The organism is Photobacterium lipolyticum, from assembly GCF_003026475.1.
Lineage (GTDB): Bacteria > Pseudomonadota > Gammaproteobacteria > Enterobacterales > Vibrionaceae > Photobacterium > Photobacterium lipolyticum.
On record NZ_PYMC01000002.1, the window covers coordinates 108,711 to 124,125 of the forward strand.

13 protein-coding genes and 1 riboswitch are annotated in these 15,415 nt (G+C 45.6%); of the genes, 9 read left to right on the plus strand and 4 right to left on the minus strand.

Annotated features, from left to right (window positions below; all coding sequences use genetic code 11):
• Positions 1 to 16: 16 nt before the first annotated feature.
• Positions 17 to 1,396, minus strand: coding sequence for an alanine/glycine:cation symporter family protein (locus C9I89_RS03345; RefSeq protein ID WP_107281948.1), 1,380 nt, complete (start codon positions 1,394 to 1,396; stop codon positions 17 to 19).
• A 349-nt stretch (positions 1,397 to 1,745) separates the two neighbouring features.
• Entirely contained in the window at positions 1,746 to 2,372 is a 627-nt protein-coding gene (locus C9I89_RS03350) for a helix-turn-helix domain-containing protein (RefSeq protein WP_107281949.1), read from the minus strand.
• A gap of 804 nt (positions 2,373 to 3,176) precedes the next feature.
• On the opposite strand from C9I89_RS03350, the gene gcvH reads away from it, so the two are divergent.
• Together gcvH and gcvP are read left to right on the plus strand one after the other, a co-directional pair.
• Complete coding sequence (gene gcvH, locus C9I89_RS03355; protein ID WP_107281950.1) at positions 3,177 to 3,554, plus strand: glycine cleavage system protein GcvH; 378 nt, start codon at positions 3,177 to 3,179, stop codon at positions 3,552 to 3,554.
• Between the two features lie 166 nt (positions 3,555 to 3,720).
• Positions 3,721 to 6,609 carry an aminomethyl-transferring glycine dehydrogenase gene (gcvP, locus tag C9I89_RS03360; protein ID WP_425440403.1) on the plus strand — a complete coding sequence of 963 codons (2,889 nt, stop codon included), beginning with the start codon at positions 3,721 to 3,723 and terminating at the stop codon, positions 6,607 to 6,609.
• 297 nt (positions 6,610 to 6,906) lie between these two features.
• Here the strand turns inward: gcvP and C9I89_RS23000 are convergent, their stop codons facing one another.
• Entirely contained in the window at positions 6,907 to 7,392 is a 486-nt protein-coding gene (locus tag C9I89_RS23000; protein ID WP_107281952.1) for a type II secretion system protein, read from the minus strand.
• A gap of 164 nt (positions 7,393 to 7,556) precedes the next feature.
• Positions 7,557 to 8,285 (minus strand): hypothetical protein, encoded by a 729-nt coding sequence (locus C9I89_RS03370; RefSeq protein ID WP_107281953.1) that lies wholly within the window; start codon positions 8,283 to 8,285, stop codon positions 7,557 to 7,559.
• Positions 8,286 to 8,756: 471 nt separating this feature from the next.
• On the opposite strand from C9I89_RS03370, the gene C9I89_RS03375 reads away from it, so the two are divergent.
• The 7 genes from C9I89_RS03375 (at position 8,757) to C9I89_RS03405 (ending at position 15,355) form a co-directional block, all read left to right on the plus strand.
• Complete coding sequence (locus tag C9I89_RS03375) at positions 8,757 to 9,686, plus strand: LysR family transcriptional regulator (protein WP_211315212.1); 930 nt, start codon at positions 8,757 to 8,759, stop codon at positions 9,684 to 9,686.
• A gap of 229 nt (positions 9,687 to 9,915) precedes the next feature.
• Positions 9,916 to 10,110, plus strand: a riboswitch (cobalamin riboswitch).
• Positions 10,111 to 10,257: 147 nt separating this feature from the next.
• Positions 10,258 to 11,238 carry a sirohydrochlorin cobaltochelatase gene (locus C9I89_RS03380; RefSeq protein WP_107281955.1) on the plus strand — a complete coding sequence of 327 codons (981 nt, stop codon included), beginning with the start codon at positions 10,258 to 10,260 and terminating at the stop codon, positions 11,236 to 11,238.
• Positions 11,239 to 11,339: 101 nt separating this feature from the next.
• Positions 11,340 to 12,218 (plus strand): ABC transporter ATP-binding protein, encoded by an 879-nt coding sequence (locus C9I89_RS03385; RefSeq protein WP_107281956.1) that lies wholly within the window; start codon positions 11,340 to 11,342, stop codon positions 12,216 to 12,218.
• Positions 12,211 to 12,951: an ABC transporter permease gene (locus C9I89_RS03390; RefSeq protein WP_107281957.1), complete on the plus strand. Its 741-nt coding sequence runs from the start codon at positions 12,211 to 12,213 to the stop codon at positions 12,949 to 12,951. Before C9I89_RS03385 ends, C9I89_RS03390 begins: the two co-directional genes overlap by 8 nt.
• On the plus strand, positions 12,948 to 13,898 hold the full coding sequence (locus C9I89_RS03395) for a FecCD family ABC transporter permease (RefSeq protein WP_107281958.1): 951 nt from the start codon (positions 12,948 to 12,950) through the stop codon (positions 13,896 to 13,898). Before C9I89_RS03390 ends, C9I89_RS03395 begins: the two co-directional genes overlap by 4 nt.
• On the plus strand, positions 13,891 to 14,628 hold the full coding sequence (locus C9I89_RS03400; RefSeq protein ID WP_107281959.1) for an ABC transporter ATP-binding protein: 738 nt from the start codon (positions 13,891 to 13,893) through the stop codon (positions 14,626 to 14,628). The genes C9I89_RS03395 and C9I89_RS03400 overlap by 8 nt, the downstream gene beginning before the upstream one ends.
• Entirely contained in the window at positions 14,582 to 15,355 is a 774-nt protein-coding gene (locus C9I89_RS03405; protein ID WP_107281960.1) for an ABC transporter substrate-binding protein, read from the plus strand. The genes C9I89_RS03400 and C9I89_RS03405 overlap by 47 nt, the downstream gene beginning before the upstream one ends.
• Positions 15,356 to 15,415: the final 60 nt, after the last annotated feature.

A 15,415-nucleotide genomic window follows, 5' to 3' on the forward strand; every position in this document is an offset into this window, starting at 1 on the left:
ATAATTCATGCTAAAATTATGATTTATCAGCATAATCCTTATCTTTATCCTGACGCGAGAAATACTCTTTTGTCAGTTTAAAGACCACAGGACTTAGCAACAACAGAGCAATCAGGTTAGGAATTGCCATCATTGCGTTTAATGTATCTGCAAGTAACCAAATAAATTCTAGAGAACTGGTTGCACCAATTGGTACAGCAACAATCCAAAGCACTCTAAAGGGGACAATAGCCTTCACACCAAATAAATACTGAACACACTTTTCGCTGTAGAAGCTCCAGCCCAAAATAGTGGTAAAAGCAAAAATAGAGAGCGCAATCGCCACAAGGTAATTGCCGAGACCCGGTAATGCGGAGGAAAAAGCCACCGAGGTTAATGCAGCCCCGGTTTCACCTGTCGACCAGGCACCGGATACAATAATTGCGAGACCCGTAATACTACAAACCACAAGCGTATCGATAAACGTCCCCAGCATCGCCACTAAACCTTGTGCTACCGGGTTCTGGGTTTGCGCTGCAGCATGCGCAATGGGCGCACTACCTAAACCCGCTTCATTTGAAAACACACCTCGTGCCACACCGAATCGGATCGCCGCCCAAACCGCTGCACCTGCGAAACCACCTTGTGCCGCAACAGGAGTAAAGGCGCTGCTGATGATCAAGGAAAAAGCCGCGGGGATTTCAGAGAAGTTCATTCCCAGTACCAGTAAACCCGATGCGATATAGAAAGCTGCCATTAACGGAACCAATTTACCGGCCACATCGGCAATACGCTTGATTCCGCCCACCAGAACCATGCCAACAAGGATCATCATCACCAGACCCGATACTATAGGTGGAATGCCAAAACTGGAACTCACCGCGGCTGCTACCGAGTTTGCCTGCACGGTATTCCCAATACCAAAACCGGCAACCGAACCGAAAATGGCAAACGCCGTTCCCAGCCATGTCCACTTACTACTAAGGCCATTTTTGATATAGTACATCGGCCCGCCAACATGGTTACCCTCTTCATCGGTCTCACGGTATTGAACCGCACAGACAGCCTCGGCATATTTTGTTGCCATGCCCACCAGCGCCGTACACCACATCCAAAACAGTGCACCCGGTCCCCCCAAGAAGATAGCCGTCGCCACGCCCGCAATGTTACCGGTACCGATAGTGGCTGAAAGGGATGTCATTAATGCGTTAAACGGGCTGATTTCACCTTTTACATTTTTTTCTTTTTCAGGAATTCGGCCTGACCACAGTAATTTAAAACCCGTTCCTAGTTTCACAATGGGCATAAGCTTCAAGCCAACGGTCAGGTATACCCCAACACCGAGGATCATCACCAGCATGGGTACGCCCCACATCAGGCTATTTATTGCAGATATAAAGTTCGCTACAAATTCCATTTGGAACTTTCTCCTTCACTTTTTTGCCATGCCTGCAAAAACATAGGTTGGCTTTGTTTTACATATTACAACCACCAAGGCTGGATGTTGTGTTTTTGTTAACCTATTTCCTATAGTAAACAAAGTCTAATTTTGTTTAAACTGCGTTAATCACAGAAACTCACAAACACAGCCACTTTGACTGTCTAGGTCCGAAAAATCAGTCATTATCAACGCTCCCCTCCAGCTCTAAAACAATAATAAAGCTAACAATGTTAACGGCTTGTTTGAATGACCGCGTTATTTCAAAAATTAGTATTACGTAATCAACAAATTACTTAAAAGAAGATCCAACTCACATTCAATGTGCTTATGAGGCAGTGACCCAAAGAACATGAGCATCCTCTTGACTCAATGACACAAGCATATGCCCCATGTTGGCATCGTAATACACTGAGTCACCTTCTGTGAGATTTACCGGCTCATAGAACTCAGAATAAAAAGTAATTTCACCAGATAAAACCAGCAAGAACTCTTCACCATCGTGGCGGATCCAATCAGAATAATCTTCAAAAAAACGTGCCCGAACCCGAGACTTAAAGGGCATCATTTTTTTATGGGTTAGCTGGGTCGCCAACAGCTCATGTTCATAAGTCGATGTCGGATGCGGCTTACCTTCGCCAACGCGAGTGATATCGCGCCGCCCGGTCGCTTTTATTTGTTTTGGTGGCGCGAATAGCTGTGGAATATCAACATCTAACCCATTCGCCAACTTCTGCATCGCCTGAAATGTTGGCGATATCTGTTCGTTCTCAATCTTGGACAATGTAGAGCGTGCAAGTCCGGTTTTTTTACTTGCCTCTTCCAGCGTCAAACCATGTGCCATACGTATTTCTTTTAATCGCTTGCCCAACTTAAGTGGCTCGATCTTGCTTGTTTCCTGCTCTTTGGCAACACTCATTGACGGATAGATGTCTTGCTTGTTTTCATTACTCATTACAGCCCTCCTTGGCGACTATTCAGTGTTCATTCTGGCATAGGCAACCAGAAACTTAAAAGATAAACGGAATAAAAACATGAGCAGTACAACACATTTGAAACAAAGTTTCCTTTAAGAAACTACAAGTTTTCAAAGTGGAATATATCGTATTTTCTTACACTGAATTGAATAAAAGCACGTTAGCATTAATTCAATTTAGCTTGTTGGCATACATTCTTCATCCCTTTCCACAACAGGCGACGTCAGAAGTTAACACAAATTTCCAACCTAGCGTTAAAAAGGAGAGCAGACTATAAAACTAGTCTTTGCATAAAATTTCACACAACACCACGCAAACGTTTGCTATCAGACTTGACCATTAAAGTGGACAATGTTCCACTATTGGAAATTTTAGTTTGATCGGCTATCTATAGATAAGGTATGTTACGTACATGTTATGGCTCACCATCATTGCACTGCACCAAAAGGCACGAACAAACATGACTTGCTCCTCAATAACTACAAAACGATCCATAACTAAAACGTGTACGGCTCTGATATAGCACTAAACAGGCCAGGATCTCGGCCGGAGGATAAGGTGAATGAAGGCTTTATACCAAAAATGTGATTAACAACGCCAAAGTTCTGGCAAAAGTACTACAGACTGATGACATCCGGTATCCGCTGAAGAATTCAAACAAATTCAGCCGTCTCCCTATTTGCCAGTAACAAGAGGTTATTACTTCAATTGACCTGTTGCTGCCAAATCAACAGGTCGTATAACAAACATTATATGCGGAACAATTGCGCAAGGAGTTTTAAATGGAAAAGACACTGAAGTTCGCTGAAAGCCATGAGTGGGTACGTGATAACGGCGATGGCACTATCACAATGGGCATTTCTGACCATGCTCAGGGTCTGTTGGGCGACGTAGTATTTGTGGATCTTCCTGAAGTAGGCGATTCGACAGAAGCGGGCGAAACGTTCTCTCTGGTCGAGTCGGTAAAAGCGGCTTCTGATATCTACTCTCCGGTAACCGGTGAAATCGTTGAAATCAATGAAGATCTGGAAGACAGCCCAGAACTCATTAACGATGAACCGTACGAAGGTGGCTGGATTGCTAAAATCAAGATCACTGACGTTGAAGATCTAGCTAAGCTTATCGATGGTGAAAAATACCTAGAAACTATCGAAGACTAAGTCAATCTCGGCTTTTGAGTTCTGTCTTTTAATCAACAGATTGAAATGCCAGCCGGCTTGAAAGCCGTTTTTCAGCCCTCACGATGACTCATCGCAATTGCATCAAGGCGAAGCAACTTTTCTGATGTAATTGATAGCAACTGTTCAGGAAAGAACCATGACTGACATGACTCTTCTAAATGCATTAACTGACGATCAAGATTTTGCAAGACGCCATAATGGCCCAGATGCTGCTCAGCAAAAAATCATGCTGGAAACCATCGCCGTTGAAAGCGTTGATAAGCTGATTGAACAAACGGTTCCGGCAGCGATTCGCCTACCTGAAGCGATGAAACTGGATCAGCCTCAGAGTGAAGCCGATATGCTGGCTTCACTAAAAGCGATTGCCGGCAAAAACATCATCAACCGTAGCTATATCGGTCAGGGTTACTACAGTACCCTAACGCCAAATGTCATTCTTCGTAACGTGCTGGAAAATCCGGGCTGGTATACAGCGTATACTCCTTACCAGCCAGAAATATCTCAGGGCCGCCTTGAATCTCTGCTTAACTACCAGCAGATGATCATGGATCTAACCGGTATGGAACTGGCAAACGCCTCGCTGCTTGACGAAGCAACAGCAGCAGCCGAAGCCATGACGCTGTGTCAGCGTGCAGGCAAAAGCAAGAGCAAAGCCTTCTTCGTATCAAACGATCTACACCCGCAGACCGTAGACGTGGTTCGTACCCGGGCAGGCTTTATCGGCATCGAAATCATTACCGGCTCTGTCGACGAGCTGGACAGCCACGATGTATTCGGCGCTCTCCTTCAGTACCCGGGCACCAGCGGTAATGTCGTTGATCTCACCGAAACTATCGAAAAAGCCCACGCAAAGAAAACACTGGTCGCAGTGGCTTCTGATCTACTGGCCCTGACACTATTAAAAGCACCTGGCGAAATGGGCGCTGACGTGGTGATCGGCAGTGCACAGCGCTTCGGTGTTCCAATGGGCTTCGGAGGTCCCCACGCAGGCTTCATGGCAACCAAAGACAAGCACAAGCGTACCATGCCAGGACGGGTGATCGGCGTCTCTAAAGACTCGAAAGACAACCAGGCGCTTCGCATGGCAATGCAGACTCGAGAACAACACATTCGCCGTGAAAAAGCGACATCTAACATCTGTACCGCACAGGCGCTTCTCGCCAATATGGCTGCATTCTATGCCCTGTATCACGGTCCAGAAGGCCTGCGTAAAATCGGCCGTCGTGTACACCACCTAACCGCCATTCTTGCTGCCGGCCTGCATAATTCAGGGATCGAACTGGCAAACAAAAGCTTCTTCGACACCATTACCCTGAACACAGGCAAGAAAACAGACGAATTCTATAAGAAAGCGCTGGAAACAGGTATCAACCTGCGTAAGTATTCTTCAGCAAATGGTAAAGGCATTCAGCTTGGGATCAGCATTGATGAAACCACCACGGTTGAAGACATTGAGGAGCTGCTGTCACTCTTTAGCGGCAACAAATTAAAAGCATCAATGTTCACAGCCGACATTGCGGCTGACGAGTTTGCCGCTATTCCTGAAAGCTGTCGCCGTACCAGTCAATACCTGACTCACCCGATCTTTAACCAGCACCACAGTGAAACGCAGATGATGCGTTACATGAAGAAGCTGGAAAATAAGGATTATTCACTGACTCACGGTATGATCCCGCTGGGCAGCTGTACCATGAAGCTCAATGCAGCTGCTGAAATGATCCCTATCACTTGGCCTGAATTTGGTGCCCTGCACCCATTCGCACCAGCAGAGCAAACCAAAGGCTATCAAGAGCTGGCTGAGAAGTTATCTGAAATGCTGTGTACAGTTACTGGTTACGATGCATTCTCGCTACAGCCTAACTCTGGCGCTCAGGGTGAATATGCCGGTCTGATCGCAATCCAGCGTTACCACCAGCACAACGGCGATAGTCACCGTAACGTCTGTCTGATCCCAAGCTCTGCACACGGTACAAACCCGGCATCAGCAGCCATGGTGTCGATGAAAGTTGTCGTGGTTGGTTGTGATAACAAGGGTAATATCGATGTTGAAGATCTGAAAACGAAGATCGAAAAACACCGCGATAACCTGTCGTGCATCATGATCACCTACCCTTCGACCCACGGTGTATACGAAGAAGCCGTTAGCGAAATGTGTGAGCTGGTTCATGCCGCCGGCGGTCAGGTTTACCTCGATGGCGCCAACATGAACGCACAGGTTGGCCTGACTAGCCCAGGCTTCATTGGTTCTGATGTCTCACACCTGAACCTGCATAAAACCTTCTGCATCCCACACGGTGGCGGCGGTCCGGGTATGGGGCCTATCGGTGTTAAATCACACCTTGCACCATTCCTGCCTGGTCACGTTGAAGCCGTCGAAGGCGAGCAAAAACAGTATGCTGTTTCGGCGGCAGAGCTGGGATCTGCGTCTATTTTACCTATCTCATACGCGTATATTGCAATGATGGGTGAACAAGGCCTGACTGAAGCCACTAAGCTGGCAATCCTGAACGCCAACTACGTGATGGAACGCCTGCGTGTTCACTACCCTGTTCTGTACCGTGGCAGCGAAGGCCGTATTGCTCACGAATGTATTATCGATATTCGCCCGCTGAAAGAAGCCTCTGGCATCTCTGAAGAAGATATTGCCAAGCGCCTGATGGACTATGGCTTCCACGCCCCGACCATGTCGTTCCCTGTTGCCGGTACACTGATGATCGAACCGACCGAATCTGAAGATTTGGCTGAGCTTGATCGCTTCTGTGACGCAATGATTGCTATCCGCCAGGAAATCACCCGTGTACAAGCCGGAGAATGGCCGCTAGACGACAATCCATTAGTGAATGCGCCACATACCCAAGTCGATCTAATGGACGCCGAGTGGAGCCACAGCTACACCCGTGAGCTGGCATGCTTCCCGTCAAACCAGACGAAAGCATCAAAGTACTGGCCGGCCGTCAACCGCGTTGACAATGTCTTCGGTGACCGCAACCTGGTTTGCTCATGCCCGAGCATTGAGAGTTATATTGAAGATTGATCAGTTTTTGATCACAGATAACCAAGTTGGATACACGTGATATGTGGTTGGAAACAGCAAATCAAGTTGGAAACAGGCTAGATGTGAATAGCTGACTAAAAAGCGAGTGCTGCGGAAGTGGTACTCGCTTTTCTTTTATGAGGATTAATTAGTGCTGCTTTGACGTTAGTTCAACATGACATTTCTAACTGGCTCAAACCTGACACTTCTAAATGGTTTTTACATTATTCCATAAAATAAATGAAAAGGGCGCTACAATGAGCGCCCGAAAGTATGAAAACTATTATTCCACTACAGCTAAATACGCTTAGTTAAAGTAACTTCACCATTTGTTTCAGAATAAGTTAAGTTATATGGCACAGCCGTGAACTTATATGTACACATATTGCCGCTCAGACCATCACTTGTAGGTTTTGATTCTTCGTAATCTTTCCTAGTCAAACTTGAATCAGGTAGTAGATTTTCTAAAATATCTTCACATTTTTGTACGGTATCGATTATTCGAGGATAACCAAATTTATTGAAATGAAGATTATAAATAGTGTAACCCCAAGCGCCTTCTCGGCCTTCCGTAACATCAGGATCTTGTTCACCATCGATTAGCCATTTGCAATGAAATAGCGTAACAGCAGACTGAAATGACCCCTTCAGACTCAAATATGTTGAGTCATTAGCATCACCTTTCACATTAAGAAATCTTGGAGCTGCAGTAACCGCAATGATACCCATGAGAACGATAACAACAACCAATTCGATTAAAGTAAAACCATGTTGACGTTTCATGAACACCACTTTGTATGATAAAAAACGACATTATGCAATAAAACGCATTCTCGTGCGACATAAATGCCCATAAAAACATACATAGTAATTGATATAAATCAGAGGACTGACACATTCCGTGAGTTCATGACCACGCTGTAGAGCATGACTCACACAAAAACCTTTCACCCCGTATTACTAGGCGGGGTGAAAAAAGTTGTTAAGTGTTCCGAAATATTACCAATAAACTCATATGTTAAATAAATAGCAGAGAATGCTAACAAAAATGGAATTATTAGTTCAAAAACAATCAAAATAACAAACCTCAAAATCAAACGAATGTACAAATAAAAAGACTTATCAATGTTGCTTTTCCAGTGATCAATAACAGGTTTAACTATTTCATGATTTTCTTTATGATTATCAATTACCTTTAGAACGTAATCCTTACATTGTTGAAAGTTCTCATCTGGTGATGATGAACCACTGTAGGGCATAAATTCTAAAGATGCGTTAAAGTGTTTAGGTGCTTCATCTAGTGTTCTGGCAATGTATGTAACAAGCTTAGTGTATGAATTTACGATTAATCTTTCTCTTTGAAATTTCCAAGCAATAATATCAACAAAGAAATTACCCAAATATAAAAGCGAGTAATAAATGACAAATAAACAAGAAATGCCCTTAACTATGTCATTATCAATAGGTTCTTCTTTTGGTATGTAAAACCCTAGAAAAGACTTTATCTCCACTTTAAAAATAAAAAGGCAAGAAATTGAAGCTATAAGTAAATTTCTTTTCACTTTTCTTGTTACATCAGATAAAGGGTCCTGAAAAAAAACATCATCAAACTTATTACTAGATAACTCCTTATATATTCCATTAGGATCATCTGTATTAACCCCGTACTGCGTCATATATCCAAAACCCTTGTTCGTAAAATATCAACTCAGCTTCATATCGTGTTATGCCTGCTATTCTACACCGATATATATAGAAAACCACACACTGTACGGGTGAAAGTTTGCAACAGTTTGAGGGCAATTTCCAGGGTATAAATCGTAGGATTCATTTGAGACAAGAAGCGAGGCCAAAGCCCCATTTTGATATCAAACTTTGAGATGGACTCTGCGTTCTAATAGCTATAATCATTCTCGTCACTATCAATCACAGAGTTACTTTACATGCCTTTCCACCGCCAAAGCATGGTCATGAAGAGGCATACTGTTGCCATTTTTTGTTGATCACGACACTGGCGCAATAGTTGCTGAATAAATGTCATTTTAATACTTGAGTAAGGAATGAGTGTGCGCACCTTACTTTATGAAGAGAAACAACTTAATATACGAACTACTTCATTTGAAGGACGTTTAGGAGTTCGTAAAGCATTGAAACATTTCGATTTCAATTTACTCAGAGTACTTGAGGTGCTACTGGAAGAGCAAAGCGTAACGGCTGCTGCATCGCGATTACACCTTAGCCAATCAGCGGTAAGTAAGCAGCTTACTAGACTTAGAGAGACGTTTGGCGATCAATTGTTTGAACGAACAGCTCATGGGCTGAGAGCTACCCCCAGGGCAATGCAATTGGCACCAGAATTACGCCAGGTGTTGAAACAGCTTGAACAACTTACACGACCGAGCATATTTGAACCATCTATGAGTCAAAGGAAGTTCCGTTTTCACTTGGTTGAAACCGCTTACTCCCTGACATACCCTTTTTTTATGCCCGATCTGCTCAGTCTAGCGCCTCACGTAAGTTTGCATAGCCAGACATGGAATGATGAAAGCTTAGATAAACTACTGCGGTGTGAAATTGATATCGGGATCACTTGCCGAGAGTGGGATGACCGATCTCCTGGACATATGTGTAATATTCCGGAAGAACTGAGTTATGTTGAGTTAGTACGTGATCATCCTATATGCATGGTAAGAAAGCATCACCCTTTACTCAACGAGGAATGGAACCTTGATACGTTTTTAAAATATCGCCATATACAAGTCACCTTTGGTGGGTTAGAACACTGGCTACTCGACGATGTATTAAATATTCAACAGCGGTATCGTGATATCGCCGTCAATATGACAGACTTCCATAGTGCAATGCGATTATGTGAACAAAGCGATTTAATTCTGTGTGCCCCTGCTAAATATGCATTAGAAATGGCTAAACACGATGTACTCCATGTCCTTAATATTCCAACCAGATTGGAGCCTGGTGCATATGTTTTGCTTTGGAACAAACATTTTGATCTAGATCCTGGTCATTGCTGGTTGCGGGAGTTAATCGTCAACGGTGTGAATAAGACGATGCCTTAACCACAGAAACATGGGTCTAGTCATAAACGTCCTAATTCCAAGACACCATATCCCCCCAGAAGACTTATCTGTTTTGTCGCAGCTGCAGCCTAATTGCAGCTGAAAATGAGTGCGTTTGTACTTCAATATTACTCTACGGAAAGGCAAATTTAATACCAACAGTATTGTTTTTATTGGCATATTATCAATATTATGATCTAACTCATGGACAGAATGTATATCAACAGGCATCTTAACCGCGCCTATAGGTGAAGCGTACTAAGAATTACGCTTTTAAAAGGGAACCAAGTGAAAAACTTGGGCTGTACCCGCAACTGTAATTGGATAGTGAGTAACCACTGCATCCACTGGGATTAACCTGGGAAGGATTGTTACTTCATGATGACCCATAAGCCAGGAAACCTGCCTCTCGGTATTTAGTGAGCACACAAGTTCACGCAATAAAACAAGCGAGCGGGTTACTCGAGCTTAATTAGTTAAACAGAACAATCATTTCTATTTAATTATCCACTCTTTTTCCCAAAAGCCTGTTTTTGATTAGTTACCACAATCAATTAATAGGATTTTCACCATGAAAAAAACCATTTTCAGTCTGGCCGCGGCCCTGATGGTAAGCAACATGTCAGTCGCCTCAGCAGCAACTACCTTAAAGAAAGAAGAAAAATCAGCCATCGTACTCGCCGCATTTGGTACCACTTATGATTCAGCGGTAGGTTCACTACTGGGGATCAAGGAAGAAATCGAAAATGCCTACCCGAATACGCCGGTTCGTTTCGCCTTCACCTCAAATATGATTCGTAAAAAATGGCATAGCCGCCAGGACGATGCCGCGTATAAAGCGCAGCATCCTGAAATTCCACAAGAGTTCTACGACGTGAAGAACGTGCTTGGAGCGATGGCAGATTTTCAGAATGAGGGATACAAAAATATCGTGGTACAAACAACCCTGCTGTCTCACGGCGAAGAATTCATCGATCTGAAAGCCTATGTCGATGCACTGGCTTCAATCGAAACCCTGAAAACCAAATGGAAGCCATTCAATAGTGTCGCACTGGGCCGACCTTTAATGGGGACCTGGGGCAACCAATATGAATACCGCCATGATATGGAAGTTCTAGTCGAGGCGCTTGCCGGTGACGTAAAAGCCGCGGAAAAAGCCAACTCAGCCCTTGTTTACATGGGACATGGTAATGATCACCTCTCAACCGGCCTCTACTACGAACTGGAAGAATTGATGAATGAGAAATATCCCGAGGTCAAAACGTATGTCGGCTTAGTCGAAGGCCATCCTAACTTCGATACGCTTCTGGATAAAATTAAGCGCGACTCCACCCTAAAAGTCATGATCAAGCCTCTGATGGTGGTAGCCGGCGATCACGCCACTAATGACATGGCAGGTGATGAGGAAGACTCCTGGAAAGTCATGCTAAGTAACGCGGGTATTTCTGTTACTCCTGTATTAGAAGGCCTCGGCAGCCGCGACAGCGTACAGAAAATTTATTTACAGCACTTAAACGATGCCGCAAAAGATACCGGTATTGAGCTGAAATAAATGACGCTAATTTAAAAATGATCTGCCTTACGCGGATCATTTTTATCTTTGAGTTTTGTCCCCTTTCCGACATTCGCCACAATCTAAGGCATACAGCGGTAATGCTATCCCAGACAGAAAATAATCAAGCCAACATTATTGAAGCGAAAGACCTCAGTCGTGCTTTCGGTAATCACATGGCCGTCGACCAAGTGAATTTTTCTCTTAACCGGGGAGAAATCTGTGCATTCCTCGGCCCTAACGGCGCGGGTAAAACCACTATTATCAAGATGCTGACCGGATTACTCGAACCCAGCGGCGGACAGATCCTTTATGAAGGTGAAAAATATCACCCGGACCGACTAACCCTCAAACGCCTGATTGGCGTGGTGCCGCAACATAATAATATTGATCGTGAACTTACCCTGGCTGAAAACCTGCGGGTACACGGTTTGCTCTATAACATGCGTGGCAAGCACCTGTTACAGCGTATCAACGAAAGCCTGGAATTTGCCGGTTTGCAGGAGCACCGTGATAAGCCTTCGGGAAAACTTTCCGGAGGTATGAAACGCAAACTGGTCATTGCAAGGGCATTGATGCATGAGCCCAAGATCCTGTTTCTGGATGAGCCAACCGTCGGTCTCGATCCCCATAGTCGCCGCAAAATGTGGTCTTTCTTAGCCCGTATCAACAAGGAACGCAACTGCACCATATTCCTGACCACCCACTATATCGAGGAAGCGGAACGTCTGGCAGAGCGGGTGATCTTTATTGAGCGTGGAAAAATAATTACCGAAGGCGAACCAGACAGCCTGAAACAGAGCATGGGCCGGTACGTACTAGATATTCAGGCTGATGATATTCAGCAGGAATTTTTCGAACAACGTGCAGAAGCTCTGAACCGCCTGGAGCAAATTGATGCTTCGGTAAGTATTCGACAAACAACCCTGGAAGATGTCTTCCTTCATTTGACTGGCAAGAGGCTGAACAAAAGTGCTTGATGGTGTACGTGGTATCTACTATCGGGAATGTACCATATTAAGAAAAAAGTTAGTCCGTATCGTTATGGCCGGTGCCGTGCCGCCTTTCCTCTATCTGATGGCCTTTGGCTATGGCGTGGGGAAAGGCACCTCGGTAGAAGGCATCGACTACCTGACTTTTTTACTTCCCGGTCTGCTGGCAATGTCCAGTATGAATCAAAGCTATAGCATCGCGACCGAGATCAATATCAGCCGCTTTTATCTGAAGATTTTCGAGGAATTTTTACTCGCGCCTAATCAGCGCTGGCAGATCATCGCAGGCGAGGTACTGTTCGGGATTACCAAAGGCTTTATTCCCGTGATGATCATTGCCGTATACAGCCTGCTGTGTGGCGTGCACCTTCACTTTTCCTGGCCCTTTTTCGCGGCCTTGCTGTTTCACCTGAGTGCATTTTCTCAGATCGGATTTATCGTCGCGCTGAAGATGAAAAACCATCGGGATCAGGCGACCATGAATGCCTTCATCATCACCCCGATGATGTTTTTATCCGGTACCTTCTTCCCGGTCAATCAGATGCCCGAAATCATTCAGGCTATGGCCGCAGTGTCTCCTCTGACCTATAGCGCCGGTCTGATCCGCGCGTCATTGCTTGACAGCGGAACATTCAGCTTCTTATCTCTGGGAATTTTATGCGGCCTTAATGGGGTACTGCTGGTGATCGCAAACCATATTGTACAGCGGGTGGAAACATGAAACCGGTATTGAGCGTTATCTTTGTCGTCAGCGCCCTGGTCTTCATGCTGATTGGTCCCAACTGGATCAACCCGCAGAATATGTCAGCCATGGAGCTGAGTATTCTGACTGAGCTACGGGTACCCAGAGTACTGTTTTCCGCCATTATTGGCGCCATGCTGGGCCTGAGCGGCAGTATTTACCAACTGACGTTGAAAAACCCTCTGGCAGACAGTTTTACCACAGGCGCGGCCTCCTCTTCGGCTCTCGGTGCTGTCTTGGCCATCGCGATCGGCGTGCCGGTACACTTCATCTCAGTATTTGCCTTTGTCACCGGTATGGCAGGCCTGATGATGGTTTATCGCTTGTCGTTGACCAATGGCCGCATCAATCCTATTACCATGATCCTTGCCGGCGTAGTGATGAATGTGGTCGCTTCGGCCGTTATCAGCTTCTCCAAATACTATTTTGAAGATTCCCTCAACTCCATCGTCTACTGGCTGATGGGCGGTATCTTCATGGTCAGCTGGGATCGGCTGGCCATCAGCGTAGTGATTTTTGCCCTGACCTTCATCTTCCTGCATCGCCAGTCGATGAAGCTCAACATTCTGGCGCTGGATGAACATTCTGCCCAAAGCCTCGGTGTCAATGTACACCTGTTGCGCTCTGTCGTGTTTGTACTGTCAACTCTGCTGGTTTCAGTCGCGGTAAGCTTTTCCGGCATCATTGGCTTTGTCGGGCTGATTGTGCCACATGTTTCACGCAGCCTGTTTGGCAGCGACATGAAGCAAAATATTTTCTACTCCAGCCTATTCGGTAGTTTCTTGCTCATGGCTTCAGACACCCTCTCCCGGGTGATCATTCCGGGCGGCGCTGAATTGCCTGTCGGTATCATTACCGCCGTCTCTGGCGGCCTGTTCTTCTTCTACCTGCTGCAAACCCGACGGGAGCGTTTCTGGAATGGCTAAGATTGAAGTAAATAACCTAACCTATACCCGGGCTCGGTTTTCTTTGGAGCTTGCCTCTCTGCGCATCGAGCCCGGAGAGAAGGTCGCCCTGATGGGTGAAAATGGTTGTGGCAAGAGTACGCTGCTGAACTTAATGACAGGCTTGATTGAGCCCCCGCGCAACACAGTCAGCTACCGGGGCAAGGAGCTGCAACAGATCCGTCACGGTGAGCGTGCCCGTCTGTTTGCCGTATTGCCGCAGTTTTCCGATATCTCCTTCCCCTTCAGCGTATTTGAAGTTGCGTTATTGGGGCGCTATGTACACATGACCGGTACCGATTTTAGCGAAGAAGATAAAGCCAAAACACTGGCGCTAATGGAATTGATGGATATTGCCCGTTACAAGGATCACAGTTATGCGGAGCTATCCGGCGGCGAAAAACGGCGGGTGATGCTGGCCCGGGTGTTGAACCAGGAAGCGCCGGTTATCTATCTTGATGAGCCCAACTCCAGTCTGGATATCCGTCATACCCTGGAGATATTTCATCATCTGCATCAGTTGCCGCAAACGGTGATCACGTCAGTTCACGACATTAATCTGGCACACCGCTATTTTGACCGTTTCCTGTTTTTCAAACAGGGTAAATTATTACACGATGTACGCCGCGAAGGTGTAACAGCCAACCTACTCTCTGAGGTTTACGATGTTTCGGTTACTACTAACACTGATAGCTTTAGCTTTCGTCCCTAGCAGTTACGCTTACGAGCGAATTGTACTGCTGGCACCCGCTGCGGGAGACATCCTGATCAAGCTGGGTGCTCAGGACAAAGTGGTGGGCGTCACCCGCAATAATCATGATTTTCCCGAGGCGTTGCAAGTTGGCTCGCACATCAAGCCTAATATCGAACTGCTGAAAGGTCTTGACCCGGATCTGCTGATCATCAGCTCCAATCGTTTTTTTTCCCAGCAAATGACAGAACTGATCAAGGCAGAAACCATTATCTATGACCCATTAAATCTTGATGAAATTTTGCAGCAGGTAGCGCGCTTTGGTGGGGTTGTTGATAAGCAAAGTGAAGCAACGCAGCTAATCAATGAACTGACCGATATCCGTAAGCAGATCAAGCCGCTCCAAGATAAGCCATCGGTTGTATTCGAAGTCACGGAAAGCCCGTTTATCATCGCCGGTCAGCGCAGCATCGTGAACGGCATCATTGAGGAAGCCGGCGGCAAACTGTTTGCACCTTCAGACCGCAAAATCGCCAAATACAATGTTGAAAGCGTTCTGTACAGCAATCCGGAGTATTACATCTACCAGGTCGGTCCAATGAACAAGCGCCCCACGCCCCCCTTGGAACGACCGAACTACAAAATTCTGAGCAGTAAGGTCATTAAGGTCGATCAGCTGAGATTTTCCCGCGCAACAACAGAGTCATTCAAATTCGCCCTGGAATTGAATCAGAAATTCAGGCTATAACAAACCCGCTTTTTCCGAGGAGGGGGAACGATTCCCCCCGCTTATCTCTCAGTATTAAAA

Bases quoted from the DNA above. Each gene is read 5' to 3' on its own strand.
- C9I89_RS03370 (WP_107281953.1), bottom strand. From the start codon at position 8,285: ATGACGCAGTACGGGGTTAATACAGATGATCCTAATGGAATATATAAG.
- C9I89_RS23000 (WP_107281952.1), bottom strand. From the start codon at position 7,392: ATGAAACGTCAACATGGTTTTACTTTAATCGAATTGGTTGTTGTTATC.
- C9I89_RS03385 (WP_107281956.1), top strand. From the start codon at position 11,340: ATGCTATCCCAGACAGAAAATAATCAAGCCAACATTATTGAAGCGAAA.
- C9I89_RS03395 (WP_107281958.1), top strand. From the start codon at position 12,948: ATGAAACCGGTATTGAGCGTTATCTTTGTCGTCAGCGCCCTGGTCTTC.
- C9I89_RS03350 (WP_107281949.1), bottom strand. From the start codon at position 2,372: ATGAGTAATGAAAACAAGCAAGACATCTATCCGTCAATGAGTGTTGCC.
- gcvH (WP_107281950.1), top strand. From the start codon at position 3,177: ATGGAAAAGACACTGAAGTTCGCTGAAAGCCATGAGTGGGTACGTGAT.
- gcvP (WP_425440403.1), top strand. From the start codon at position 3,721: ATGACTCTTCTAAATGCATTAACTGACGATCAAGATTTTGCAAGACGC.
- C9I89_RS03400 (WP_107281959.1), top strand. From the start codon at position 13,891: ATGGCTAAGATTGAAGTAAATAACCTAACCTATACCCGGGCTCGGTTT.
- C9I89_RS03405 (WP_107281960.1), top strand. From the start codon at position 14,582: ATGTTTCGGTTACTACTAACACTGATAGCTTTAGCTTTCGTCCCTAGC.
- C9I89_RS03380 (WP_107281955.1), top strand. From the start codon at position 10,258: ATGAAAAAAACCATTTTCAGTCTGGCCGCGGCCCTGATGGTAAGCAAC.
- C9I89_RS03345 (WP_107281948.1), bottom strand. From the start codon at position 1,396: ATGGAATTTGTAGCGAACTTTATATCTGCAATAAATAGCCTGATGTGG.